The 24,273-nt window shown below is 36.2% G+C and carries 25 protein-coding genes; 12 read left to right on the forward strand and 13 right to left on the reverse strand.

From position 1 onward, the window contains the following. The first annotated feature begins 1 nt into the window (after window position 1). From hisD to QWT87_RS01675, 8 genes are all read left to right on the forward strand, one after another. On the forward strand, window positions 2–1,294 hold the full coding sequence (gene hisD / locus QWT87_RS01640; protein WP_302713017.1) for a histidinol dehydrogenase: 1,293 nt from the start codon (window positions 2–4) through the stop codon (window positions 1,292–1,294). Beyond that, window positions 1,281–2,306 (forward strand): histidinol-phosphate transaminase, encoded by a 1,026-nt coding sequence (hisC, locus tag QWT87_RS01645; RefSeq protein ID WP_302713019.1) that lies wholly within the window; start codon window positions 1,281–1,283, stop codon window positions 2,304–2,306. The genes hisD and hisC overlap by 14 nt, the downstream gene beginning before the upstream one ends. 63 nt (window positions 2,307–2,369) lie before the next feature. Then, window positions 2,370–3,464 carry a bifunctional histidinol-phosphatase/imidazoleglycerol-phosphate dehydratase HisB gene (gene hisB / locus QWT87_RS01650; protein WP_302713021.1) on the forward strand — a complete coding sequence of 365 codons (1,095 nt, stop codon included), beginning with the start codon at window positions 2,370–2,372 and terminating at the stop codon, window positions 3,462–3,464. Further along, window positions 3,464–4,042 carry an imidazole glycerol phosphate synthase subunit HisH gene (gene hisH / locus QWT87_RS01655; RefSeq protein WP_302713023.1) on the forward strand — a complete coding sequence of 193 codons (579 nt, stop codon included), beginning with the start codon at window positions 3,464–3,466 and terminating at the stop codon, window positions 4,040–4,042. The genes hisB and hisH overlap by 1 nt, the downstream gene beginning before the upstream one ends. Window positions 4,043–4,051: 9 nt before the next feature. Continuing rightward, window positions 4,052–4,774, forward strand: a complete 723-nt coding sequence (gene hisA / locus QWT87_RS01660; protein ID WP_302713025.1) for a 1-(5-phosphoribosyl)-5-[(5-phosphoribosylamino)methylideneamino]imidazole-4-carboxamide isomerase — start codon at window positions 4,052–4,054, stop codon at window positions 4,772–4,774. Continuing rightward, complete coding sequence (gene hisF, locus QWT87_RS01665) at window positions 4,767–5,519, forward strand: imidazole glycerol phosphate synthase subunit HisF (RefSeq protein WP_302713027.1); 753 nt, start codon at window positions 4,767–4,769, stop codon at window positions 5,517–5,519. Before hisA ends, hisF begins: the two co-directional genes overlap by 8 nt. Then, window positions 5,516–6,103: a bifunctional phosphoribosyl-AMP cyclohydrolase/phosphoribosyl-ATP diphosphatase HisIE gene (gene hisIE, locus QWT87_RS01670; protein ID WP_302713029.1), complete on the forward strand. Its 588-nt coding sequence runs from the start codon at window positions 5,516–5,518 to the stop codon at window positions 6,101–6,103. Before hisF ends, hisIE begins: the two co-directional genes overlap by 4 nt. A gap of 192 nt (window positions 6,104–6,295) precedes the next feature. Then, window positions 6,296–6,436, forward strand: coding sequence for a hypothetical protein (locus QWT87_RS01675; protein WP_268054004.1), 141 nt, complete (start codon window positions 6,296–6,298; stop codon window positions 6,434–6,436). Window positions 6,437–6,490: 54 nt separating this feature from the next. Here QWT87_RS01675 and QWT87_RS01680 read toward each other — a convergent pair whose 3' ends face one another. The 9 genes from QWT87_RS01680 to QWT87_RS01720 all read right to left on the reverse strand — a co-directional run bounded on the left by QWT87_RS01680 (window position 6,491) and on the right by QWT87_RS01720 (window position 17,023). Next, window positions 6,491–7,408, reverse strand: a complete 918-nt coding sequence (locus QWT87_RS01680) for a M28 family metallopeptidase (protein WP_302713031.1) — start codon at window positions 7,406–7,408, stop codon at window positions 6,491–6,493. 81 nt (window positions 7,409–7,489) lie between these two features. Continuing rightward, window positions 7,490–8,665: a M28 family peptidase gene (locus QWT87_RS01685; RefSeq protein ID WP_302713033.1), complete on the reverse strand. Its 1,176-nt coding sequence runs from the start codon at window positions 8,663–8,665 to the stop codon at window positions 7,490–7,492. Between the two features lie 99 nt (window positions 8,666–8,764). After that, a complete protein-coding gene (locus tag QWT87_RS01690) occupies window positions 8,765–9,937 on the reverse strand; it encodes a M28 family peptidase (protein ID WP_302713035.1) in 1,173 nt (390 codons plus the stop codon). Window positions 9,938–10,041: 104 nt separating this feature from the next. Beyond that, entirely contained in the window at window positions 10,042–10,386 is a 345-nt protein-coding gene (rplT, locus tag QWT87_RS01695; RefSeq protein ID WP_029293267.1) for a 50S ribosomal protein L20, read from the reverse strand. 120 nt (window positions 10,387–10,506) lie between these two features. Next, window positions 10,507–10,704: a 50S ribosomal protein L35 gene (gene rpmI, locus QWT87_RS01700; RefSeq protein ID WP_076390550.1), complete on the reverse strand. Its 198-nt coding sequence runs from the start codon at window positions 10,702–10,704 to the stop codon at window positions 10,507–10,509. Between the two features lie 939 nt (window positions 10,705–11,643). Beyond that, window positions 11,644–12,465, reverse strand: coding sequence for an alpha/beta fold hydrolase (locus QWT87_RS01705; RefSeq protein WP_116099998.1), 822 nt, complete (start codon window positions 12,463–12,465; stop codon window positions 11,644–11,646). Between the two features lie 261 nt (window positions 12,466–12,726). Further along, window positions 12,727–13,227, reverse strand: a complete 501-nt coding sequence (gene infC, locus QWT87_RS01710) for a translation initiation factor IF-3 (RefSeq protein WP_175608770.1) — start codon at window positions 13,225–13,227, stop codon at window positions 12,727–12,729. A gap of 152 nt (window positions 13,228–13,379) precedes the next feature. Then, on the reverse strand, window positions 13,380–15,317 hold the full coding sequence (thrS, locus tag QWT87_RS01715) for a threonine--tRNA ligase (RefSeq protein ID WP_302713048.1): 1,938 nt from the start codon (window positions 15,315–15,317) through the stop codon (window positions 13,380–13,382). A gap of 155 nt (window positions 15,318–15,472) precedes the next feature. After that, window positions 15,473–17,023 carry a hypothetical protein gene (locus QWT87_RS01720; protein ID WP_302713050.1) on the reverse strand — a complete coding sequence of 517 codons (1,551 nt, stop codon included), beginning with the start codon at window positions 17,021–17,023 and terminating at the stop codon, window positions 15,473–15,475. A gap of 147 nt (window positions 17,024–17,170) precedes the next feature. On the opposite strand from QWT87_RS01720, the gene QWT87_RS01725 reads away from it, so the two are divergent. From QWT87_RS01725 to leuB, 4 genes are all read left to right on the forward strand, one after another. Then, window positions 17,171–18,334, forward strand: coding sequence for a 2-isopropylmalate synthase (locus QWT87_RS01725; protein ID WP_076390256.1), 1,164 nt, complete (start codon window positions 17,171–17,173; stop codon window positions 18,332–18,334). 30 nt (window positions 18,335–18,364) lie between these two features. Further along, window positions 18,365–19,744: a 3-isopropylmalate dehydratase large subunit gene (gene leuC, locus QWT87_RS01730; RefSeq protein WP_302713053.1), complete on the forward strand. Its 1,380-nt coding sequence runs from the start codon at window positions 18,365–18,367 to the stop codon at window positions 19,742–19,744. A 323-nt stretch (window positions 19,745–20,067) separates the two neighbouring features. Beyond that, window positions 20,068–20,667 carry a 3-isopropylmalate dehydratase small subunit gene (gene leuD, locus QWT87_RS01735; RefSeq protein ID WP_302713055.1) on the forward strand — a complete coding sequence of 200 codons (600 nt, stop codon included), beginning with the start codon at window positions 20,068–20,070 and terminating at the stop codon, window positions 20,665–20,667. Continuing rightward, window positions 20,657–21,778, forward strand: a complete 1,122-nt coding sequence (gene leuB / locus QWT87_RS01740; protein WP_302713057.1) for a 3-isopropylmalate dehydrogenase — start codon at window positions 20,657–20,659, stop codon at window positions 21,776–21,778. The genes leuD and leuB overlap by 11 nt, the downstream gene beginning before the upstream one ends. A gap of 440 nt (window positions 21,779–22,218) precedes the next feature. Here the strand turns inward: leuB and QWT87_RS01745 are convergent, their stop codons facing one another. From QWT87_RS01745 to QWT87_RS01760, 4 genes are read right to left on the reverse strand one after another with little or no spacing between them, the layout of a single operon-like run. Further along, a complete protein-coding gene (locus QWT87_RS01745; protein WP_087710119.1) occupies window positions 22,219–22,407 on the reverse strand; it encodes a hypothetical protein in 189 nt (62 codons plus the stop codon). Window positions 22,408–22,418: 11 nt separating this feature from the next. After that, window positions 22,419–23,024 carry a DUF4230 domain-containing protein gene (locus tag QWT87_RS01750; protein ID WP_302713060.1) on the reverse strand — a complete coding sequence of 202 codons (606 nt, stop codon included), beginning with the start codon at window positions 23,022–23,024 and terminating at the stop codon, window positions 22,419–22,421. A 3-nt stretch (window positions 23,025–23,027) separates the two neighbouring features. After that, complete coding sequence (locus QWT87_RS01755; RefSeq protein WP_108409591.1) at window positions 23,028–23,594, reverse strand: TlpA family protein disulfide reductase; 567 nt, start codon at window positions 23,592–23,594, stop codon at window positions 23,028–23,030. Between the two features lies 1 nt (window position 23,595). Next, window positions 23,596–24,063: a nucleoside triphosphate pyrophosphohydrolase family protein gene (locus QWT87_RS01760; protein WP_302713064.1), complete on the reverse strand. Its 468-nt coding sequence runs from the start codon at window positions 24,061–24,063 to the stop codon at window positions 23,596–23,598. Between the last annotated feature and the right edge of the window lie 210 nt (window positions 24,064–24,273).

Here is a 24,273-nt window from a genome sequence, read left to right on the forward strand (position 1 = left end):
TATGAAGGTAGAAAGATATCCTGAAAGGGAACAATGGTCTGAATTAACAAAAAGACCCGTCATAAAAAGAGAAAGACTAACAGAAATCGTTGCCGGAATTTTCGATGAAGTGAAGAACAACGGAGATCAGGCGCTGATTGATTTTGCTAAAAAATTTGATTCCGCTGAAATAAACAACATTAAAATTTCTGAAGAAGAAGTTGAATCCGCTGAAAATCTGATCAGTGAAGAACTGAAAACAGCCATTCAGGATGCAAAATCGAATATTACCAAGTTTCACGCTTCACAAATTCCAACAGTCGAAAAAATAGAAACGACAAAAGGAGTGGTTTGCTGGAGAGAAAACCGGGCCATTGAAAAAGTAGGAATTTATATTCCGGGAGGAACAGCACCGTTGTTTTCTACGGTTTTAATGCTTGTCATTCCGGCTCAGTTAGCGGGTTGTAAAGAAATTATTCTCTGTACGCCGCCCGATAAAAACGGCAATGTAAATCCTGCCATTTTATATACGGCAAAATTATGCGGAGTAACGCAGATTTTCAAGACAGGAGGCGCTCAGGCGATTGCAGCAATGACTTTCGGAACCGAAAGTATTCCCAATGTCTACAAAATTTTCGGACCGGGGAATCAATATGTTGTAGCCGCTAAAGAATACGCGCAAAACTACAATATTGCCATCGATATGCCTGCCGGACCGAGTGAAGTTCTTGTAATTGCCAACGAAAAGGCGGTTCCTGAATTTTGTGCAGCAGATTTACTTTCTCAGGCGGAACACGGAAGTGACAGTCAGGTGATTTTCCTGTCCACAGACGAGAAAATTCTTAATGAAACGATTTTGGAGACCCAAAAACAGCTTGAAGCACTTCCTAGAAATGAAATGGCAGCAGAATCTTTGAAAAACAGCCACTTTATTTTACTGAATTCAATAGATGAAGCTTTGAAATTCAGCAATTTGTATGCTCCGGAACACTTGATTTTAGCAGTCAATGATTTTAAAAATTATATTCCGAAAATTCAGAATGCAGGTTCTGTTTTCTTAGGAAATTATTCATGCGAGAGTGCGGGAGATTACGCAAGCGGAACCAATCACACCCTTCCTACGAACGGTTTTGCGAAAAATTACAGCGGGGTTTCTCTTGACAGTTTTGTGAAGAAAATCACTTTCCAGAATCTGTCGGAACAGGGATTGAAAAATTTAGGAAAAACCATTGAAATAATGGCAGAAGCGGAAGGGCTTTTCGCTCACAAAAATGCAGTAAGTATAAGATTAAAAGAACAGAATGAAAGAATTTAATATCAAAGATTTAGTACGAAAAAATATTCTGGAACTACAGCCTTATGTAAGTTTCAGGGACAATAATACATTTGAAAATCCTGTTTTTCTGGATGCGAATGAAAGTGCTTTTGGAGAACTGAACCGCTATCCGGATTCTACTCAAAAAGAATTGAAAGAAAAATTGGCAGTTTTGAAAGATGTTTCGGCTAAGCAGATTGCAGTCGGAAACGGAAGTGATGAACTGATCGATCTTATCGTGAAAGTTTTTTGTGAACCTAAGAAAGATGCTATTCTGATGATGAATCCTTCTTTTGCAATGTACGGATTTTATGCTTCGGTGAATGAAAATAAAGTGGCTAAACTGAATCTGAATGAAAATTTTGGAATTGATAAAGAAGAATTTTTAAAAATCTCAAACGAAGAAAAACCAAAAGTTTTCTTTTTATGTTCGCCCAATAATCCTACCGGAAATTCAATCGAAGACATTGAATTTTACATTCAGAATTTTGACGGAATTGTTGTGGTGGATGAAGCTTATATTGAATTTTCAGGAAAGAAATCGTGTGTTGAACTGTTGGGAAAATTTCCCAATCTTATCGTTCTTCAGACGTTTTCCAAAGCTTGGGGAATGGCAGGAGCAAGAGTGGGAATTGCATATGCTTCAGAAGAAATTATTCAACTGATCAACACAGTGAAATCTCCGTACAATGTTAATTCTTTAAGTTTAAATAAAATATCAGAACTTATTATTAATAAAGGATTTATAAAATCAAATATAGAAAATACTTTAGATGAAATTTCCTGGTTAAGAAATGAATTAGAGACAATAAACTGCATCAAAAAAGTATTTCCGAGCGACGCAAATTTCTTCCTGATTCAGTTTGAAAACGTAGATAAGGTGTACCGGAAATTGCTGGAAAATGAAATTCTGACGAGCAAAAGAAGTCCGCAGATTCCGGATTGCATTAGAATTAATGTGGGTAAAAGAGAAGAAAACAACAGGCTGATTAACGTCTTAAAAAGTATTTAATTAAATCTGAAACCTCACAGATTTTTAAACCTGTGAGGTTTAGAAAAGTAAACGAAAAGTAAAATGAAAAAAGTATTATTTATAGATCGTGACGGAACTTTAATCTTAGAACCGCCTATTGATTTTCAGGTTGATTCTCTTGAAAAGCTAGAATTTTATCCCGGAGTTTTCCAAAATCTTTCCCGAATTGCCAGAGAACTTGATTTTGAACTCGTGATGGTAACCAATCAGGATGGTTTGGGAACCGAAAGTTTTCCTTATGAAGATTTCATCAGACCACAGGAAAAAATGTTAAAAGCTTTTGAAAATGAAGGAATTGTTTTCAGTGATATTCTGATCGACAGAAGTTTTGAAAGTGAAAACCTGCCCACAAGAAAACCGGGAACCGGAATGCTGGGAAAATATATTTACGGAGATTACGATCTTGAAAATTCATTTGTGATCGGAGACCGGCTTACAGATATTCAGTTGGCAAAAAACTTAGGCTCAAAATCTATATTAATCAGTAAAGTTCAGAATGATAAAGCCGATCTAACAACAGAAAACTGGAGCGAAATTGCACAGTTTTTGACGAAAATTCCGCGAAAAGCAAAAGTTTCAAGAAAAACCAATGAAACAGAAATTGAAGTTGAAGTCAATCTTGATGGAAGCGGAGCCTCTGAAATTTCAACCGGATTACACTTTTTTGATCATATGCTGGAACAGATTTCCAAACACGGAAATTTAGATTTGAAAATTAATGTCAAAGGAGATTTGCAGGTTGATGAGCATCACACGATTGAAGATACAGGAATTGTTCTTGGAGAAGCTGTTTTAAAGGCTTTGGGAAAGAAAAAGGGAATTGAACGTTACGGTTTCCTGCTTCCGATGGATGATTGTTTAGCACAGGTCGCCATTGATTTCGGAGGAAGACCGTGGTTAATGTGGGAAGCGGATTTCAAACGTGAAAAAATTGGTGATGTTCCGACTGAAATGTTTTATCACTTCTTCAAATCCTTCACTGATTCTTCAAAGTGTAATCTCAACATTAAAGTGGAAGGTGATAACGAACACCACAAGATCGAATCTGTGTTTAAAGCATTTGCCAAAGCGGTAAAAATGGCAGTGAAACAGACGGATACGAATTTTAATTTACCATCAACCAAAGGAAGTTTATAATGATTGCCATCATCAAATACAACGGCGGAAATGTCAGTTCCGTGCAGAATTCATTGAACAGATTACATGTAGAATCTGTGGTAACCGATGATTTTGACCTGATAAGAAAAGCCGACAAAGTAATTTTTCCGGGAGTGGGTGAAGCATCTTCTACCATGAAATTGTTAAAGGAAAAAGGTCTGGATCAGTTAATTCCGACTTTAAAACAGCCGGTTTTAGGCATTTGTCTGGGCATGCAGCTCATGTGTAAAAATAATGAAGAAGGAAATACAGTCGGGATGGGAATTTTTGATATCGATGTAAAAAAGTTTCCTGCAAAGAATATCGTTCCGCACATGGGATGGAATACAATTTCAGATTTTAAATCCGGAATATTTTCAGGCATCGAAGAAAACAGCGATGTGTATTTCGTTCACAGTTTCTACTGCGAATTATCGGAAAATACGACATCGGTCTGCGATTACATTCTGCCATTCAGCGCTTCTCTGCAAAAGGATAATTTTTACGCGATGCAGTTTCACCCCGAAAAATCAGGAGATGTAGGAAGCCGTTTACTGGAAAATTTTTTAAAACAATAAAAACTGAATATGAAAATTATTCCCGCTATAGACATCATCGACGGAAAATGCGTTCGTTTGTCGAAAGGAGATTACGATACCAAAAAAATATACAATGAAAATCCTCTTGAAGTCGCCAAAGAATTTGAAAGTTTTGGCATACAATATCTTCATCTGGTGGATCTTGACGGTGCAAAATCGAAGCATATTGTTAACCAAAAGGTTTTGGAAACCATTGCGAAAGAAACTTCTCTGGAAATTGATTTCGGGGGCGGACTGAAAACTCTGGAAGACATTGAAATTGCCTTTAATTCGGGAGCAAAGCAGATTACGATTGGAAGTATTGCGGTTCAGGATCCTGATTTCTGTTTTGATCTGATTGAAAAATACGGTTCGGAAAAAATTATTCTCGGAGCCGACTGCGAAAACCGCAAGATAAAAACTTCGGGCTGGCTGGAAGAAAGCCAACTGGATGTGATCGATTTTATTCTCAAATATAAAAATAAAGGAATTAAAAACGTGATCTGTACGGATATTTCCAAAGACGGAATGCTTCAGGGCGCATCGGATGAATTGTACAGGGAAATTATAGAAAAAACAGCAGTTCAGTTAATTGCAAGCGGCGGAATTTCGTGTATTGAAGATGTCGGACAGATGAAAAAGATCGGCTGTTCCGGAACAATTATCGGAAAGGCTATTTATGAAGGCAGAATCAGTTTGCAGCAACTCCAAAATTTTATTGAAAATGCTTAAAAAAAGAATCATTCCGTGTCTGGATATCAAAGACGGAACTACGGTAAAAGGAATTAATTTTGAAGGATTAAGAAATGCGGGAGATCCTGTAGAGCTTGCCAAAAGATATGAAAAAGAAGGCGCAGACGAATTGGTTTTTTTGGATATTACCGCAACGATAGAAGAACGGAAAACTTTTGCCGGACTGGTCCAGAAAATCGCAGCAGAATTAAGCATTCCTTTTACTGTCGGCGGCGGAATTTCTACCGTGGAAGATGTAAGAAGACTCTTGGAAGCAGGAGCAGACAAGATCAGTATCAATTCTTCGGCGGTTAAAAATCCGGCACTAATTTCGGATTTATCAAAAGAATTTGGAAGCCAGTGTGTTGTGGTTGCAATTGATACAAGATTGGTAAACGGATCTGACTGGGTTCACGTGAAAGGAGGAAGGGAAATAACGGATCTGAAGACATTAGACTGGGCAAAGAAAGCGGAAGAACTGGGAGCGGGAGAAATTCTTCTCACTTCAATGGATGGCGATGGTACAAAAAACGGGTTTGATCTCAGAATAACAAAGTTAATTTCCGAAAGTGTAAATATTCCCGTCATTGCTTCCGGAGGCGCCGGAAAAATGGAAGATTTTGAGGAAGTTTTTAATCAGACCAAAGCAACAGGAGCTTTGGCGGCAAGTATTTTCCATTTTGGAGAAGTACAGATTCAGGATCTTAAAAATAATTTGAAATTTAAAAAAATTGCAGTACGATGAATATCGATTTTAATAAAAGTGAAGGCTTGGTTCCGGTGATTATTCAGGACGACAGAACGTTACAGGTTTTAATGTTGGGTTACATGAACGAAGAAGCTTTTGAAAAAACCAAAAAAGAAGGAATTGTAACGTTTTTCAGCCGTTCCAAGAACCGTCTCTGGACAAAAGGTGAGGAATCCGGAAATTTTTTAAAGGTTAAAAATATTGCGATAGACTGCGATCAGGATACAATTTTAATTAAGGCAATTCCTACAAATGTTGTCTGCCACACCGGAAGTTTCAGTTGTTTTGGGGATAAAGATTCTAAAGGTTTTCTGTATGAACTGGAAGAAAAAATAGGTCAAAGAATTGATGAAAAAACCGCAGGTTCCTACACGTTTTCATTATTCCAGAGAGGCATCAATAAAATGGCTCAGAAAGTGGGAGAGGAAGCCGTAGAAGTGGTGATCGAAGCCAAAGACAACAATGATGATCTGTTTAAAAATGAAGCGGCAGATCTGCTGTATCACCTTTTGATTTTACTGAAAGCCAAGAATTTTACACTGAAAGATATTGAAGAAATTTTGCTTTCCAGAAACCGATAAAGTTGTATTTTTATCTCTAAACTCATTAAGAATCAACCGCAAAAGAGGCAAAAGACCATTATGTTGCAAGAATTAGAATATTCAAAGCTATCAGAAGAATAAAATCGAAGATTTTTAAACTGTTTTAAATGAAATTTCAGCTTATTTTTGTCACTTATGTGTTTTAAATACAATTCATTAAAAAAATATCCCATGAAAGAAGACAATAAAGAAAATCAGCAATCCAAAACTGAACCGGAAAGTAAAGGAAAAATTAACCCTGAAAAGGGAAAAGTAAAAGAAGTAAAATCTCCCAATTCTGATACTGCAAAAGGCGGTACAAGAGCCGGATAAATTAGAAGCCAGTCGGATTTTTCGGCTGGCTTTTTTAAAACAATTTGATTATCTCTATTTTTTCGATGCCACAGCAAAATGCTGCAATGCTCCGATTGCTGCTTTACCGATATTAAAAACATACTGAACATCAGTATTAGCAAAAGTATCATCTCCGGTATGAGGAAGATCACTTCTGAGATATTCAAAAAATCCGGTGATTACTTCACCCTTTTTCTCAAAAGAGATGTAGTCGGTATCTTCTGCGGGATCGATTTTTGCCTGTAATGGAGAATAAAGAGTTGTGCAGGTCATCAATTCTTTGGTAACCTGTTTAGAAGCTTCATTATTTTTTGAGCTTCCTCCCTGATCTTCGTCACAAAAAACAGTATCATTGAACATCCCTTTTTTACCCCCGACCTGATCCAGATTGAAGACCATTTTTATATCAATCTGCCTTGTTTTATTCTGATAAACAACTTCATTTACATAATGTCTGCTTCCGTACAATCCCTGCTCTTCTCCTGAAAAATGAATGAATTTTATGGAATATTCAGTTGGAATGTCTTTCAGGATTTTTGCGGCTTCCAGAATGATGGATGTTCCGCTACCGTTGTCGTTTACTCCGGGACCGTTTATACTGTCGAAATGTCCGCAAATAATGATGTATTTATCAGGATATAAAGTTCCTTTCTTAGTAATGATCAGGTTTTTAGATTTTAATTTTCCAATAGAAAAAGGATCTTCTTCCATCTGGTTTTCGGAATATCCGAAAGATAAATATTTATTTTTGATCCAGTTCAGGGCATTTTCATTTTCTATAGAACCTGTGGTTTTAACACCCAGTTTCTCAAATTCCTTTAAATGGGATACGATGTCCTCTTTTTTTAATAAGTTAACTCTGTCCTGATAAGCCTGGATAAAACTTTGTCCCTGAAATCCAACGGCTGTTAAAGAAAAAAGAAAAATGGCGGTTAATTTTTTGAAATTCATATTGGTAATTAGTTTACTATTTTACAAATATAGAAATAAAAAATCCTGAGAAAGAAACTCAGGATTTTGCTTGACCGTTGATTATTTTCCAATAATTATTTTTCTTACTGCTTTTTGGTCTTTTGTTTTAACAGTTGCGATATACGTTCCGTTTGGTAATTCTGAAACATTTACTTTCGTTTCATTTTCCTTATTTAAAATAAGCCTGCCGTTTATATCTGAAATTTCAAGAGTGAAATCTTTAACATCTTCCGGAAGTTCGACATTTAAATAATCTTTCGCAGGATTAGGATAGATTTTTATAGATTCTATAGAATTTCCGGAAAGTAACACTTCTTTTTTCTGTAAAGAATTTGCTGCTACTGCAAAGTGCTGTAAAGCTCCCAAAGAAGCTTTTGCTACATTATAAATATAAACAGGATCTGTATTAGCAAATGTATCGTTTGAAGTATGAGGATAATTACTTCTTATTCTTTCAAAAAAGCCTGTAATAATTTCGCCTTTTCTTTCAAAAGGAATATAATCTGTAGCTTCAGCCGGATCTACCGCCGTTAAAAGAGGAGAATACAAAGCGGTACAGTTTCGCAATTGCTGTGTAACGTTTGCTGAAGCTGCATTATTGCTCGACAGACCTCCCTGATCTTCATCACAATAGATCGTATTGTTGTTATTGCCTATTTTTCCGCCAACCTGATCCAGATTAAAGACTAATTTAATGTCTAATTTCTTAATATTATTTTGATAAACAACGTTATTTACGTAATGTGAACTTCCAATAAGTCCTTGTTCTTCACCTGAAAAATGGATGAATTTAATAGAATATTCTGTAGGAACGTCTTTTAAAATTCTTGCAGCTTCCAAAATGATGGACGTTCCGCTGCCGTTGTCGTTTACTCCGGGACCGTTTATAGTGTCGAAATGTCCGCAAATGATAACGTATTTATTAGGATAAACGGTTCCTGTTTTAGTGATGATTAAATTTTTAGAACTTTTGCCGTTGTAAGTGAAGGCATCTTCCGAAATCTGGTTTGAAGAATATCCGAAAGCCAGATATTTATTCTTAAGCCAGTTGAAAGTATTATTATTCGCTGTTGAGCCGGTGGTTTTAATCCCTAAATTGGCAAAATTCTGTAAGTTTGTTGTAATATTGGTCTGTGTTACCATATTAGCTCTGTCCTGATAAGCCTGAATAAAAGATTGTGCATTGAAACTTAAAGCAGATAAAGAAAAAAGCAGAAATGTAGATGTCTTTTTCATTTTGTTATTAATTTTTGTAATTTGATTGGTATACAAATGTAATAATAAAAAAATCCTAAACAAAAGTTCAGGATTTTATTTTTTATAGAAAAATAAAAATTATTTGCCGATAATTATTTTTCTTACCGCTTTTTGGTCTTTTGTTTTAACAGTTGCCATATAAACACCGTTTGCTAATCCTGAAATATTAACTTTAACTTCATTTTGTTTGTTTAAAACAAGTCTGCCGTTCATATCCGAAATCTCAAGACTGAAGTTTTTAACGTCTTTCGGAAGTTCAATATTTAAAAGATCTTTCGCCGGATTGGGATAAATCTTTACGGTTTCCAGATTATTAACTGTCTTTTCATCCGTCGCCAATAAACTTGTAGAGGCTGTTGCAAAATGCTGTAAAGCTCCTACAGCCGCCTTTCCTACGTTGAAAACATAAGTGGGGTCTACATTGGCAAAAGTATCGTTTACGGTATGTTCATTATAACTTCTTACCGTTTCGTAAAAACCTGTAATAATGTCTCCTTTCGCTTCAAAAGGCATATAATCGGAAGAGTAAGCGTTTGACATTACCGTCTGTAATGGTGAATACAGAGTTGTACACGCCGCAAGCTGCTGTGTAACGGAAAGAGAGGCAGCATTGTTTCCTGTTTGCCCGCTTTGATCACTTTCGCAGTTGATGGCAATATTAGAATTGCCTATTTTTCCACCCACCTGATCTAAATTAAAAACCAGTTTGATGTTTAACTGACGGACACTGTTCTGGAAAACCACACTGTTTACATAATGTGCACTTCCCTGTAATCCCTGTTCTTCACCGGAAAAGTGGATGAATTTAATAGAATATTCTGTCGGAACGTCTTTTAAAATTCTTGCCGCTTCCAGAATGATAGAAGTTCCGCTTCCGTTGTCACTTACGCCGGGACCGGTAATCGTGTCGTAATGTCCGCAGATAATAACATAGGTATTCGGATAAACGGTTCCTGTCTTGGTAATGATTAAATTTTTAGAACTTGTAGAGCCAAATGTGAAAGAATCTTCTACGATCTGACTTGCTGTATAACCGTAAGACTGATATTTTGCTTTAAGCCAGTTCAGAGCATTGGTATTGGCTGTAGAACCCGTTGTTTTTACGCCAAGATTCCCAAATTCCTGAAGTAACGTTGTTATATTGGTCTGGGTAACCAAATTCGCTCTGTTCTGATAAGCCTGAATAAAACTTTGAGCCTGAAATGCATATGTTCCTAATGAAAACAGCAGTAGAGTAGTTATTTTTTTCACTTTAGAGGAAAATTTTATAAATTTAATAATATTACGCAAATGTAAATAATAAAAAAATCCCAAGCAAAAAACCTGGGACTTATATTGATAACAAAAATTTTACATTATTTTACTTGATCTACAACTGCTTTGAAAGCTTCAGGGTGATTCATTGCTAAATCTGCTAAAACTTTTCTGTTAAGCTCAATGTTGTTCTTTTTAAGAGCTCCCATAAACTGAGAGTAAGACATTCCGTGTTCTCTGGTTCCCGCGTTGATACGAGTAATCCAAAGTGCTCTGAAATTTCTTTTCTTCTCTTTTCTACCACGGTAAGCATATTGCATTGCTTTTTCTACCGCGTTTTTAGCTACCGTCCAAACGTTCTTTCTTCTTCCGAAATAACCTTTAGCGTGCTTAAAAATTTTCTTTCTTCTAGCTCTTGAAGCTACCGAATTTACTGATCTTGGCATAATTTAAATTGTTTTTTTGAAATGTGCGGTAATTATTTCATTACTCTTAGTGGCTTCATTTCAGGGTTAAAATGTTGAATTTGTTTGAATTCTTATAAACCGACTATAGATTTATAAAAACTACTTAATTGCTAATTGACGCAATACGCTTTTCTCGTCCACAGCAGCAACGTAAGAAGTCGTAGTAAGATTTCTCTTCTGCTTCGTTTCTTTCTTCGTTAAGATGTGGCTTTTGTAAGCGTTCTTTCTTTTGATCTTACCAGATCCGGTAAGAGCAAAACGTTTCTTAGCACCTGATTTCGTTTTTAATTTTGGCATTGTTTTGCTTTTTATTGTTTTGTTATCAATATCTGTTTTGGCTATTTCCGATTGCCCGGAATAATAGTCTGCAAAATTACAGAAAAATTTCGAGATTTGAAAAAGATTTTTTGAATAGAATAGGGAAGTGTATGAAGCTTTAGGTATTACCGCTTTTGTGAGATAAATTTTATTTGAAGCTGTTTCCTGCTTTCCACTGTATCTTTTTGGTTGCGGACTCCGCTCCGCTCCGCCCGCAACCAAAAAGGATGTCGTTCCAATCAGGGCTAGAGTGGCAGTTCCCAATATAAATAACCGGATTAGGGAATAAATAAGTCTTGTTAAACGCAACGTTAAACAAGGAGATTTAATTAATTGATTGTCCGTTTATTAACCTAAAGCTTCGACAGGCTCAGCTTGACATCGCTAGAAATCAAGCATTTAGTATTAGAGATGTCACACTGAGCTTGTCGAAGTGCCTATTATAGATGATTGATTTTCATATCATTGCATAGTAATAGGTTGTTTAACGGATATTCAATTTTAATTATTAAGAATTCAGCTTTTAAGATATACAAAGTCGTAAAACTTATCAAAGTAATACCATTTTTGTCTTTTTTAAATAAACGAAGTGCCTTTGTTTAGCTTACCAACTTTCAATAAGTAAAAAATCTTTTGTTTTTCTTTGCGATAAATTAATATGATTCTATAAATCAATTATTTAAATTCATTTCTTATCCCAAACTGAGGTTAAATAGTAAAACGAATGTCCATACTATTTGTCATACTGAAAGCATCTAAACACAGTATTTCAATGCATCGTTGAAATCCTTTTCAGGATGACAAACTTTGTAAATATTTTTGAACAAAAATTACTGAAAAGTTCCGGCAAATCCGCTTGAAATAAAAAACAGCAACCAAAATACTCTGATTGCTGCTTTTACTTATATGTAGAAAAAATTAAGCCTCAATAAACTCCAGAAGATCCTTATTAATCGTCTGATGTTCAGTAGTAGGCATTCCGTGAGGGAATCCCGGATAAGTAATCAACTTACCGTTTTTCAATAATTTAGCAGATTTTATAGCGGAATTTTCAATAGGCACAATCTGGTCATCTTCACCGTGCAGCAACAGTACCGGAATATCAACAGCTTTCAGGTCTTCTGTAAAATCTGTCTCAGAAAAAGCTTTGATTCCGTCATAATGAGCCACAATTCCTCCCATCATTCCCTGTCTCCACCAGTTGGTCTGTACACCCTGCTTCACTACGGCACCTTCTCTGTTGTAACCATAAAACGGCACCGTTAAATCCATAAAAAACTGATTTCTGTTATTTAAAGTCTGATCTCTGATGTTGTCAAAAACCTCCATCGGAACGCCATCCGGATTGTTTTCGCTTTTTACCATTACCGGAGGAACTGCGCTTATCAATACTGCTTTTTTTGCTCTTCCGTTGGCATATTTGTTTACATAACGGATCACTTCACCACCTCCTGTAGAATGTCCGATATGCACAACATCTTTCAGATCAAGAAATTCTACCAATTCTGCGGCATCAGAAGCATACTGCTCAATCGTATGATTATAAATATTCTGGCTGGAACGTCCGTGACCTCTTCTGTCGTGAGCAATTACTCTGTATCCTCTCTGTAAAAAGAAAATAACCTGTGCATCCCAGTCATCAGAAGATAATGGCCATCCGTGGTGAAACATCAATACCGGTCCTTCTCCCTGATCTTTGTAGAAAATTTCTGTTCCGTCTTTTAATTTTAATGTACTCATTGCTTTGTTGTTTAATTTGTTATTCAATTTTAATTCTTAAATAAATTGACTGTTGTCTTATTTTCTAAAGCAAATGTAGCAGTAAATTAAATGGATAATCTTGATCTATGTTAAAAATTAAAAAATATTTAATAATTAATGTAAATTTTACAACATAACTTTAATCTGATTCATTAAAATTAAATTACTATAAAAACAAAAGCCTCAAAAATAATTTGAGGCTGTATATTTTAGTTTCAGATCCGTAGATCCGGCTGTAGATTATTTAGCTGGTTTTTTAGGACTCATCATCATAATCATTCTTTTTCCTTCAAGCTTAGGAAGCTGGTCTACTTTTCCAACGTGCTCCAATTCCTGAGCAAGCTTTAAAAGTAAGATTTCTCCCTGGTCTTTAAAGATAATCGAACGTCCTTTAAAAAATACGTAGGTCTTTAATTTTGAACCTTCTTCAAGGAATTTCTCAGCATGTTTCTTTTTGAATTCGTAATCGTGCTCATCTGTCTGAGGTCCGAAACGGATTTCTTTCACAACTACTTTTACCTGCTTAGCTTTTAATTCCTTCTGCTTTTTCTTTTGCTCGTATAAGAACTTTTTATAGTCCAGAATCCTTGCAATAAACGGTTCAGCCTTATCGGAGATTACTACAAGATCCAATTCCTGCTCCTGCGCAATCTGTCTTGCCTTATCAGTAGGATAAACTCCCGGCTCTACGTTATCGCCCACCAAACGAAGCTCTCTCACACGAATTTTATCGTTGATCAAGTGTGCGTCCTCCTGTACCGGACGTCTCTGTGGGCCCCTGTTGTTAAATCTTTGTGCTATTGTATTATAATTTTATTGGTTAACTTCTATTTTTATCAATCATTCTGAATAAAAAGTAATTTTCAGTTATTCAGAATCATATTCTTTCAGATTTAAGCGTTAAACTCAAATCCTGTTTTTGACTGTTCTTTAAAATAAGAAACAAAATCTTCAATCTTCATTACTCCTAAATCGCCTTCGCTACGTCTTCTTACAGAAATTGTGCCATCCTTTTCTTCATTTTCTCCCACTACAATCATGAATGGAATCTTCTTTAATTCGGCATCGCGGATCTTTTTACCCGTTTTTTCGTTTCTGTCGTCAATTAATCCGCTAATATCGTGATTTTCCAGTAATTGAGAAACTTTTTTAGCATAATCTACGTATTTTTCACTGATCGGAAGAATGATAAACTGATCAGGAGCCAGCCACAATGGGAAATCTCCCGCTGTATTCTCAATAAGAATCGCAATGAATCTCTCCATAGAACCAAACGGCGCTCTGTGAATCATTACCGGTCTGTGCTTTTCGCCATCGCTTCCTGTATACCAAAGATCAAATCTTTCCGGTAAGTTATAATCCACCTGAATCGTTCCAAGCTGCCATTTTCTGCCTAAAGCATCTTTCACCATGAAATCCAGTTTAGGACCGTAGAAAGCGGCTTCGCCGTATTCAGTTACTGTATTCAATCCTTTTTCCGTTGCCGCTGTTACGATTGCATTTTCTGCTTTCTCCCAGTTTTCGTCGGTTCCGATGTATTTTTCTTTATTTTCAGGATCTCTTAAAGAAATCTGCGCGGTAAAATCAGCAAAACCTAATGAACCGAAAACATAAAGAACCAAATCAATTGTTTTTTTAAATTCATCCATCAACTGATCCGGAGTACAGAACAAATGCGCATCATCCTGAGTAAATCCGCGAACTCTCGTTAAACCGTGAAGCTCACCACTTTGCTCATATCTGTAAACGGTACCAAATTCTGCATATCTTTTAGGCAAATCTCTGTAGCTCCATTGTGAAGTTTTGTAGATTTCACAGTGATGCGGACAGTTCATCGGTTTCAGCATGAATTCTTCTCCTTCATTCGGAGTTTTAATCGGCTGGAAGCTGTCTGCTCCATATTTGTCCCAGTGACCGGAAGTTACGTACAATTCCTTTGCACCGATATGCGGAGAAATTACAAACTCGTAACCTGCTTTTTTCTGAGCTTCAGAAAGGAAATTCTCTAATTTTTTTCTTAAAGCAGCTCCTTTTGGTAACCATAACGGCAATCCCTGACCTACTTTTTCAGAGAAAGCGAAAATTCCAAGTTCTTTACCCAGTTTTCTGTGGTCTCTTTTTTTAGCCTCTTCTAAAAGTTCAAGATATTCTGTTAAATCTTTCTGTTTTGGGAAAGAAATACCATAAACTCTTGTTAACTGAGGATTTTTTTCATTTCCTCTCCAGTATGCTCCGGCAGCATTTAAAATTTTCATTGCCTTTACAATACTTGTGTTCGGAATATGTCCACCACGACAAAGATCTGTAAAGTTATCATGCGTTACGAAAGTGATTTCTCCATCATTAAGATTAGAGATCAGTTCCACTTTATAAGGATTGTCTGCATATACTTTTAGAGCTTCTTCTTTAGAAACCGGATATAAAGAGAATGTAGATCCTTTTTTAGCATTTTCTAAAACCTTCTTTTCGATCTTTTCGAAATCTTTATCAGATAAGCTTTCGTCCCCGAAATCTACGTCATAATAGAATCCTTTTTCAATGGCAGGACCTATCGTTAACTTAGCATTAGGATAAAACTCAAGGATTGCCTGCGCCAAAAGGTGGGCAGAAGAATGCCAGAAAGCCTTCTTTCCAAGATCATCATTCCAGGTTAGCAATTGTACCGTAGCATCCGTGGTTATAGGTGTGGTCGTCTCTACTTGTTTGTCGTTTACAACTGCGGAAATGGTATTTCTAGCCAATCCCTCGCTTATAGATTTTGCCACATCTAGCGGAGTAACTCCCGCCTCGAATTCTCTGACACTATTGTCTGGAAGTGTAATTTTTATCATTGTTTACTAAGAAATTTTAAGATGCAAAAATACGGATTTTTTATTTAAAATACTACTTTCACGCATTTTTGAGACGAGATTTAATACGAAAAATCTCAGAATACCGTTATAAATAATTAACGTTTAACCAACCTTCTAATTATGAATAGGTTAAATTAAGACTGATGTTTTCTTTTGTACCGTACTTTTTCTTTAATAATCTCAATAACGTCCACATTTCTTACTTTAGACTGTACCCAACCGTGAATATCTATGTAAAGCAAAGACCTTCTGTAGTATTCATTTTCAGAAAAAATAGTTAATTTTTCGTCAAATTTTTTGAAAGATTCCAATTGTTTGTCCGGTGTTATATTATTCAGATTTTTGAAAAAATGAATGCTTTCAAAATGGAATTCATCCGGCTTTTTCATCTTTTTGGTGAATTTTAAAGTTGCTTTTATAAATTCATCATAATCTTCATCGTTTCCGGATTCGTGTTTCGCCATCAGAATCAAAATTCGGGTGTGGAACAGTAAATCTTCCTGAACATTTCCTTTGGATTCGATCACTTTTAATGAATAATGGATGGATTCTTCAAATTTTTTGCTTCCAAAGAACATCGCTGCCATTTTTAAATAAAGAATCATGAAATGATGCTCATCAATTTTATCACGGAGCTTATCCATTTTCAGCTCGATTTCAGGAATCAATTTCGAGCCGGAAAAGAATTCACCTTTCACAAAGTGAATGTTCATTAAAGTATTGTAATGCGTCAGAAAAATAAGCGATTGCAGGTTTTCATTTTGAGCAAAACTTGAAGAATGAACAATTTCATTGAAATCTTTAAAACTTTCCTCAAGAATATCAATATTTCCGTAAAGGAATAAGATTTTCAGCAGGTAGGTATTTCCTTTAATGTACCAAACGGGATGACTCACGATCATTTCAGGATTTTTGTGAAATAAATCCACCCATTGAAAAGCATATTTCAACGTATATTTATATTCCTGAAGCAATTGGTTTTTCCAGACGTGCGCTTTAAAATACCACAATTTCTCCGTAAAATTCAGCTTTTTGAAATTAATTTTCTGAATCTGCGCATTGAATATCTGCATGATTTCGGCACGGTCTTCATCGTTCTTTACATAACCTTTTGTCAGCATTTCACTGTACAGTTTAAGCGAAAGATTGGATAGTTCCGTTGCATAATGATTCTGTTTGCTGATTTCTGTAGACTGTCTGATCAGTTCATCGGCTCGACCTTCAATACTTCGGGTAATAAACTGGGATTCAATTACTTTTTCCAGATCAATAATTTCCGAAGCAATACTTTTTTCATCCAATTCCAAAGCAGTCTGTTTTGCTTTGTCTAAAATTTTTAAAGCCTGTTTATAGAGCCCTTTTTGGTATAAAATATTCGCAAAATCAAGCTGTTCACGCAGTTGAATTCTGTAATTCTGATGACTCGGGTTCATTCGTAAACTTACCAGAATCTGTTTGTAAAGATGCGCTTTCAGGTTCGATAACTGCTGTTTTGTCGAAATTTTTTTGTTGATGATGATATGTTCATCGTATTCCTTCATCTTATCCAGTTCTGAAAAAAGAAGAAGAAATTTGGCATCCGCGTTAATTCCGAGACGGTTTACATACAAGGTGAATTGCCTTTTTTCTGAAGTTGTCAGTGATTTAATGAGTACGAATAAAAAATCTTTATGCAATTCTGCCATTGTAAATTTTTAAAATTTAAAATAATGATAATCAAATAATTGAAATTAAAAAACAATATTTCGAGTATTGTATTTTTTATAAAAACTGAAACTGAATAAACGTTTCATCTTTTTAGTTTTGAATCAAAATTAAGTAAAAACTTCATTATGAAATCCGAAAAAGTCGAAATTTTTGATACAACCCTGCGTGATGGAGAGCAGGTTCCCGGCTGTAAATTAAATACCGAGCAAAAATTAATTATAGCGGAAAAACTGGATGAACTGGGAGTAGATGTCATTGAAGCCGGTTTCCCGATTTCCAGTCCCGGAGATTTTCATTCGGTTTCGGAGATTTCAAAATTAGTAAAAAATGCGAAAGTCTGCGGATTGACGAGAGCGAATCAGAAAGATATTGATACCGCAGCCGAAGCATTAAAATACGCCAAAAGACCGAGAATTCACACCGGAATCGGAACTTCGGATTCTCACATCAGATTTAAATTCAATTCAAACAGGGAAGATATTGTTGAAAGAGCGGTTCAGGCGGTAAAATATGCCAAATCGTATGTGGAAGATGTGGAATTTTATGCGGAAGACGCAGGAAGAACAGACAACGATTATCTGGCAAGAGTTTGCGAAGAAGTGATAAAAGCAGGGGCAACCGTGCTTAATATTCCGGACACAACGGGATACTGTCTTCCTGAAGAGTACGGTGCAAAAATAAAATACCTGAAAGAAAATGTAAAAGGGATTGATCGCGTGATATTATCCTGTCACTGCCACAACGATCTGGGAATGGCAACCGCCAATTCTATCGCAGGAGTCATCAACGGAGCGAGACAGATAGAATGCACCATCAACGGATTGGGAGAAAGAGCCGGAAATACGGCGCTGGAAGAAGTGGTAATGATTTTAAAACAGCATCCATATTTAGAATTATATACTGACGTTCAGTCCAAAATGCTCAATCCTATGAGTGTTTTGGTTTCTGAATTGATGGGAATGCCGGTTCAGCCGAACAAAGCGATTGTGGGAGCGAATGCTTTTGCGCACAGTTCAGGAATTCATCAGGACGGAGTCATTAAAAACAGGGAAACTTACGAAATTATTGATCCTGCGGAAGTGGGCGTGAATGCTTCTACCATTGTTTTAACAGCAAGGAGCGGACGTTCTGCTTTGGCATACAGATTTAAACATATTGGTTTTGAAGTTACTAAAAATGAACTTGATTTTCTGTATCAGGAGTTTTTGAAAATTGCTGACGGTAAAAAAGAAGTCAATAATGACGATTTAAGTTCAATGATCGAAAAAGTGACAAGAAAAATAGGGTAACAGAATTGATTTTTCATTACATAAATTAAAATGAACACAAAAAAGACACTGTTTGATAAAGTCTGGGATGCGCACGTTGTAGAGACGATTCCGGACGGACCTCAGATTATTTATATTGATAAACATCTCATCCATGAAGTAACCAGTCCACAGGCTTTTGCGGAACTGGAAGCGAGAAATCTTGAGGTTTTCAGACCGAAACAGATTGTGGCAACTGCGGATCATAATGTTCCGACTCTGGATCAGGATCAGCCGATTCGCGATGCATCATCCAGAAATCAGGTGGAGCAGTTAACGGAAAACTGTAAGAAAAACAACATAGAATTGTATGGTTTAGGACATCATTATCAGGGAATTGTTCACATCATTGCTCCGGAATTAGGCGTTACACAGCCGGGAATGAGCATTGTTTGCGGAGACAGCCATACTTCTACACACGGCGCTTTCGGCTCTATTGCTTTCGGGATAGGAACAAGTCAGGTAGCGCAGGTTTTTGCGAGCCAGTGTTTACTGCTGAATAAGCCAAAATCGATGAGAATTACCGTAAATGGTGATTTAAATAAAAATGTTCAGCCCAAAGATGTGATTTTGTACATTATTTCAAAAGTGGGAACTGACGGCGGAACAGGGTATTTCTGCGAATATGCCGGAAATGTCTTCGAAGAAATGTCGATGGAAGGCAGAATGACGGTTTGTAATATGAGCATTGAAATGGGCGCTCGCGGAGGAATGATTGCTCCCGATGAAACAACTTTTGAGTACGTAAAAGGAAGAACTTTCGCACCAAAAGGCGAGGAATGGGAAGAAAAACTGGAATACTGGAAAACTTTGAAAACCGATGAAGGAGCCGTTTTTGATGCCGAATTTTCTTTTGATGCTTCGGAAATTTATCCGATGGTAACGTATGGAACCAATCCGGGAATGGGAATTTCCATCAGTCAGAATATCCCGAATCCTCAGAACGAATCTGAAGAGAAGGCTTTAAAATATATGGGTTTAAAAGCGGGACAGGCTCTTTCTGATATTAAAGTGAATTATGTTTTTATCGGAAGCTGTACGAATGCGAGAATTGAAGATTTCCGATCTGCGGCAAATTATGTTAAAGGAAAAAGGAAGTCGGATCATGTTCATGCGTGGCTTGTTCCGGGTTCTCAACAGGTTGCCAAACAGATTTTTGAAGAAGGTTTAGATACGGTTTTTAATGAAGCGGGTTTCCAGATCAGACAACCGGGATGTTCAGCGTGTTTAGCGATGAATGACGATAAAATTCCGGAGGGGGAATATTGCGTTTCCACTTCGAACAGGAATTTTGAGGGAAGACAGGGACAAGGTGCGAGAACAATTCTGGCAAGTCCGTTAACGGCTGCAAAAGTTGCTGTGGAAGGAAGAATTTCCGTCTTTGAAAACTGATGGAGATGAATTTACTTAAAACTTGTCTAATTTTTTTTACCACAAAAGACGCAAAAGATTTAAACACTTTAGTTTTTTAAGCTTACTACTTAAATAGAAAAAAGAGCACATAAGTTTAAAAGTGAATTGTCAATAGTGAATTTTAGAAATTGACTATTGACTCACAAAGTGAAATTAACCATTCACTTTTTTAGCCCCGATAGAAACGGTTACCCCGGAGCAAGCGATGGCAAAAGCAAGGGAGCGAGGAGTATGAGTGGATAGCGGGAAATAGCTCCTGAAAAAGAAAAAAACAATAATTAAAACTATTTTGGCTCGAAAAAATGCAAAAATTAGTCATTATACAATCCAGAGCAATTCCTTTGCCTGTAGAAAATATAGATACGGATCAGATTATTCCGGCGAGATTTTTAAAGAGTATTGATAAAAAAGGTTTTGGCGAAAATCTTTTCAGAGACTGGAGATACGATGTTCATACGAATGAACCGAATCCTGATTTTGTCCTGAATAACGGAAAATACAGCGGTGAAATTCTGGTTGCCGGAAACAATTTCGGTTGCGGAAGCAGTCGGGAACACGCTGCATGGTCTTTAACGGATTATGGCTTTAAGGTGGTTGTTTCAAGTTTTTTTGCGGATATTTTTAAGGGCAATGCTTTAAACAACGGATTATTGCCTGTAAAAGTTTCTGAGGAATTTTTAAAAGAAATTTTAACTGAGATTACTGAAAATCCTGAAAAAGAAATTTTGGTGGATGTTGAAAAACAAACCATTACCTTTAATGATAAGACGGAAGGTTTTGAAATAGATTCTTATAAAAAAATATGTCTGCTGAATGGGTATGATGATATTGATTTTTTAATCAGCAGAAAACAGGCGATCGAACAATTCGAACTAAAAACACAAAAAGTGTATGAAAACTAATTTTAAAATTGCAGTGCTTCCGGGAGATGGAATCGGGCCGGAAGTGGTTGCAGAAAGTATTAAAATTTTAGATTCCATTGCGGAAGCATTCCAGTATCAGTTTGATTTTAAATACGGATTGATGGGAGCGGAGGCGATTTATAAGACTGGAAATCCTTTGCCGGATGAAACACTGGAGATCTGCAAAGCGTCTGATGCGGTGCTTTTCGGGGCGATCGGAGATCCTTCTTTTGATAATAATCCGGATGCCAAAGTACGTCCGGAACAGGGGTTATTAAAACTTCGTAAGGAATTGGGTCTTTTTGCGAATATCCGACCTTTGAAAACGTATGCTTCTTTAATTGAAAAAAGTCCTTTGAAAAGGGAAATTATTGAAGGAACGGATATTCAGATTTTCAGGGAACTGGTGAGCGGAATTTATTTTGGCGAAAAATTTACGGATGAGGAAGCAGGTTATGCGTATGATATCTGTAAATACAACCGTGATGAAATCGCTCCAATCGTTCATATGGCTTTTCAGGAGGCTCAGAAAAGAAGAAAAAAATTAACTTTAATTGATAAAGCGAACGTTTTGGATACTTCAAGATTATGGAGAAAGGTCTGTAAAGAAATTGCTTCAGAGTATCCTGATGTAGCACTTGATTTTATGTTTGTGGACAATGCAGCGATGCAGTTAATTTTAAATCCGAAACATTTTGATGTGATTGTTACCGAGAATATGTTCGGAGATATTATTTCGGATGAAGCGAGTGTAATCGGCGGTTCTATCGGTTTGCTTCCTTCAGCTTCCATTGGAAATGAAAATGCTTTGTTTGAGCCTATTCACGGTTCTTATCCGCAGGCAAAAGGAAAAGGAATTGCAAATCCTGTTGCTTCCATTTTAAGTACGGCAATGATGCTGGATTATTTACAGCTTGAACAGGCAGCAGAAAAATTAAGACAATCTGTAGGGTATGCCATTGAGAATAAATACGTTACGGTGGATCTGAATTCTAAACAGCCTTATTCCACCAGTGAAGTGGGAAGTTTTATCGCAGATTATATTAAATATTCCGAGAAATCGTATTACAATTTTGAAAATGTAAAGCTCGGAAAATCAACTATTGTTTAAAAAATATCAATTGTCTGCAATTAATCATAACCTCAGTTTGGGATAAGAAATAAATTTAAATAATTGATTTATACTATTATATCAATTTATCGCAAAGAAAAACAAAAGATTTTTTTTACTTATTGAAAGTTTGTATGGTAAACAAAGGCACTTCGTTTATTTAAAAAAGACAAAAATGGTATTACTTTAATAAGTTTTACGCCTTTGTATATCTTAAAACCACTTAGTATTTAAAATACTCTTGCGAACTTTGTGTTAAAATTATGATTAATAATAGATAATCATTGAAAAATATGTCAGTTTTGCTTCCGTAAGTCAACAGCCAAATAGTTACGGTAGTTGACAAGCGGAGCAGATTGACCGTTGTAGTTCATATTACATATTTGACTTTTATTTGTGTTTTTTTCTAAAAAAGGTTCTGCTCAGTGAGCAGAACCTTTTTATTTTTCGTCTGTATTATCCGTTTTTCCGGATTTGTTGTTTTGAGAAGATTTCTGAACATCTTCCTTATCTACATCGGACGGATTTGTCTTTTCTGATGAAGCAGGAATGTCGGGGAAATCCTGATTTTGCTTTTTGGTTTCCGCAGAATTTGCAGATTCCTGTTTTTCTTTTTCTTCTGAATGCATAGCTTTAAATTTTATAGTCCTAAAATGCCCAGTTTTCCGGTCTGGTCTTCTATGGTATAATTCAAAGCCTTTGCCAAAACAAAAATATTATTAAGATTTTCCATTAGCTGTTGTCTCCCTTCCGTTCTCAGCTTGTTCTGATCGATAGATTTTACAGCGGTATCTTTCGCTTTCTGCGTTACGTTTTTAATGTCTTTTTCGGAAATTCTGTTGAAAAAAGAATCGTCCATCGACTGAATTTCCACACTTGGCGTAATTCTGATGTCTGCATCGGGCAGTTCGGTGATCACTAATTTTTTATTGATCGAATCTACTTCCATTTTCATCTTGTTAAGATCATAAGAAACCTGTGCGTTCGTTTTGGTGTAGGTAATGATGCTGTTGCTGGAAACTTCTTTGCCTAAAAATTCATAGCCCATTTTGGTTTTCTGAATGGAAGAAGTATTCTGCTCAAGCACGACCATTTTGTTCATTTTCGAAATCTGATTGGTCAGAATATAATAATCTGATTTCTCGGTTTTTTCACTAAGACTGAAGCATGATCTGAAACTGAAAAACAAAATCGTCATCAGTACAACACCAGCCAAGAACGGAACTAAAACTTTACTATTTCTCAAACCTTATTTACCAAAAATTTCTTTAATTACAGAACTGTCATCTTTTTTCAGGATCTCTACCAAATCTCTTTCGATGTATCCTGATGTAGGCATTTCGATAATTCTTCCTAATTCTTTTCCGTATTTCTGAACAATAATCGTCGGAACTTTCTGGATATTGAAAAGACTTTCTTCGCCGTTCGGAGATTCCTTTTTACGGTTTACCGCAATAATGGTAAGTTTGCCTTCCGGATATTTTACCTCTTCAAGGATTTTCATGAGCCTCGGAAAATCTCTGTGAGAATCTTCGCACCATGTTCCCATGAAAACGGTAATGTTATACGTGTTGATCTTTCCTTTTTTAAGTTCACCGATGGCTTTCTGATCCAAAGCATATTCATCATGCTCTTTCACATACCAGTCGGAATACGGAGCTTCAAGAAATTTACTTTTAAGCTGATTTCCCAAAAGCATTTTTCCGTCGGCAGTGGTTTCAACCTCACGTCCTACAACCACTTTCTGTGCAGTAAGCTGTTGAGTTGCCATGAATAGAGCTGAAACAGCCATACAATTCGTAATAAATTTTTTCATACTATTTTTCAATAATTGTCTTTAAATCGGCAGGAGAGTAGTATTTGTTTTTCAGGACTTTATGATCTGCCTGTCTGTATACATTAAATTTCTCGCCGGATTTTTCATAAAATGATTCTACGTCTTTTGCTCTGTAAAATTCTACCGTTTCCTGTGCTTGTTCTTCATTATCGCAGGCTTTCGACATATTGGAACGCTGAACTTCGTTGAACAACTCTACAAATTTGTTGCCAAGTCCGAATTCCAGAACTGCTCCGCTTAAAACATACTGCAAATCGCATAAAGCATCTGCAATTTCTACGATATTATTGTCTGCAATTGCCTGTTTCAGTTCGTTCAGCTCTTCCTGAAGAAGTTCAACTCTCAGGTTGCATCTTTCCGGTGAAGGAATTTGAGGGGTATCTAAAATAGGGGCTTTAAAGGTGGTGTGGAATTCTGCTACCTGGTTCAGACTATCAATTTTATCCATGTATATTTTTTATTTAGGCAAAGATAACAATTGGGTTTTAGATTTTAAGAATCGGTGCTTAGGTTTTTTATGCAATGATATCATTCTGAACATAGACTGAAAATCTAAGAACATCAATTAAAAGCGAAGTGAAGAATCTCAAAAGTCAAGAAATAGATCATGCTTTTTCTTTCATAAATCTTTCAGATTTTAAATGATGGTGAGTTTTGG

The sequence above is a fragment of the Chryseobacterium urinae genome (assembly GCF_030518295.1).
Taxonomy (GTDB): domain Bacteria; phylum Bacteroidota; class Bacteroidia; order Flavobacteriales; family Weeksellaceae; genus Chryseobacterium; species Chryseobacterium mucoviscidosis.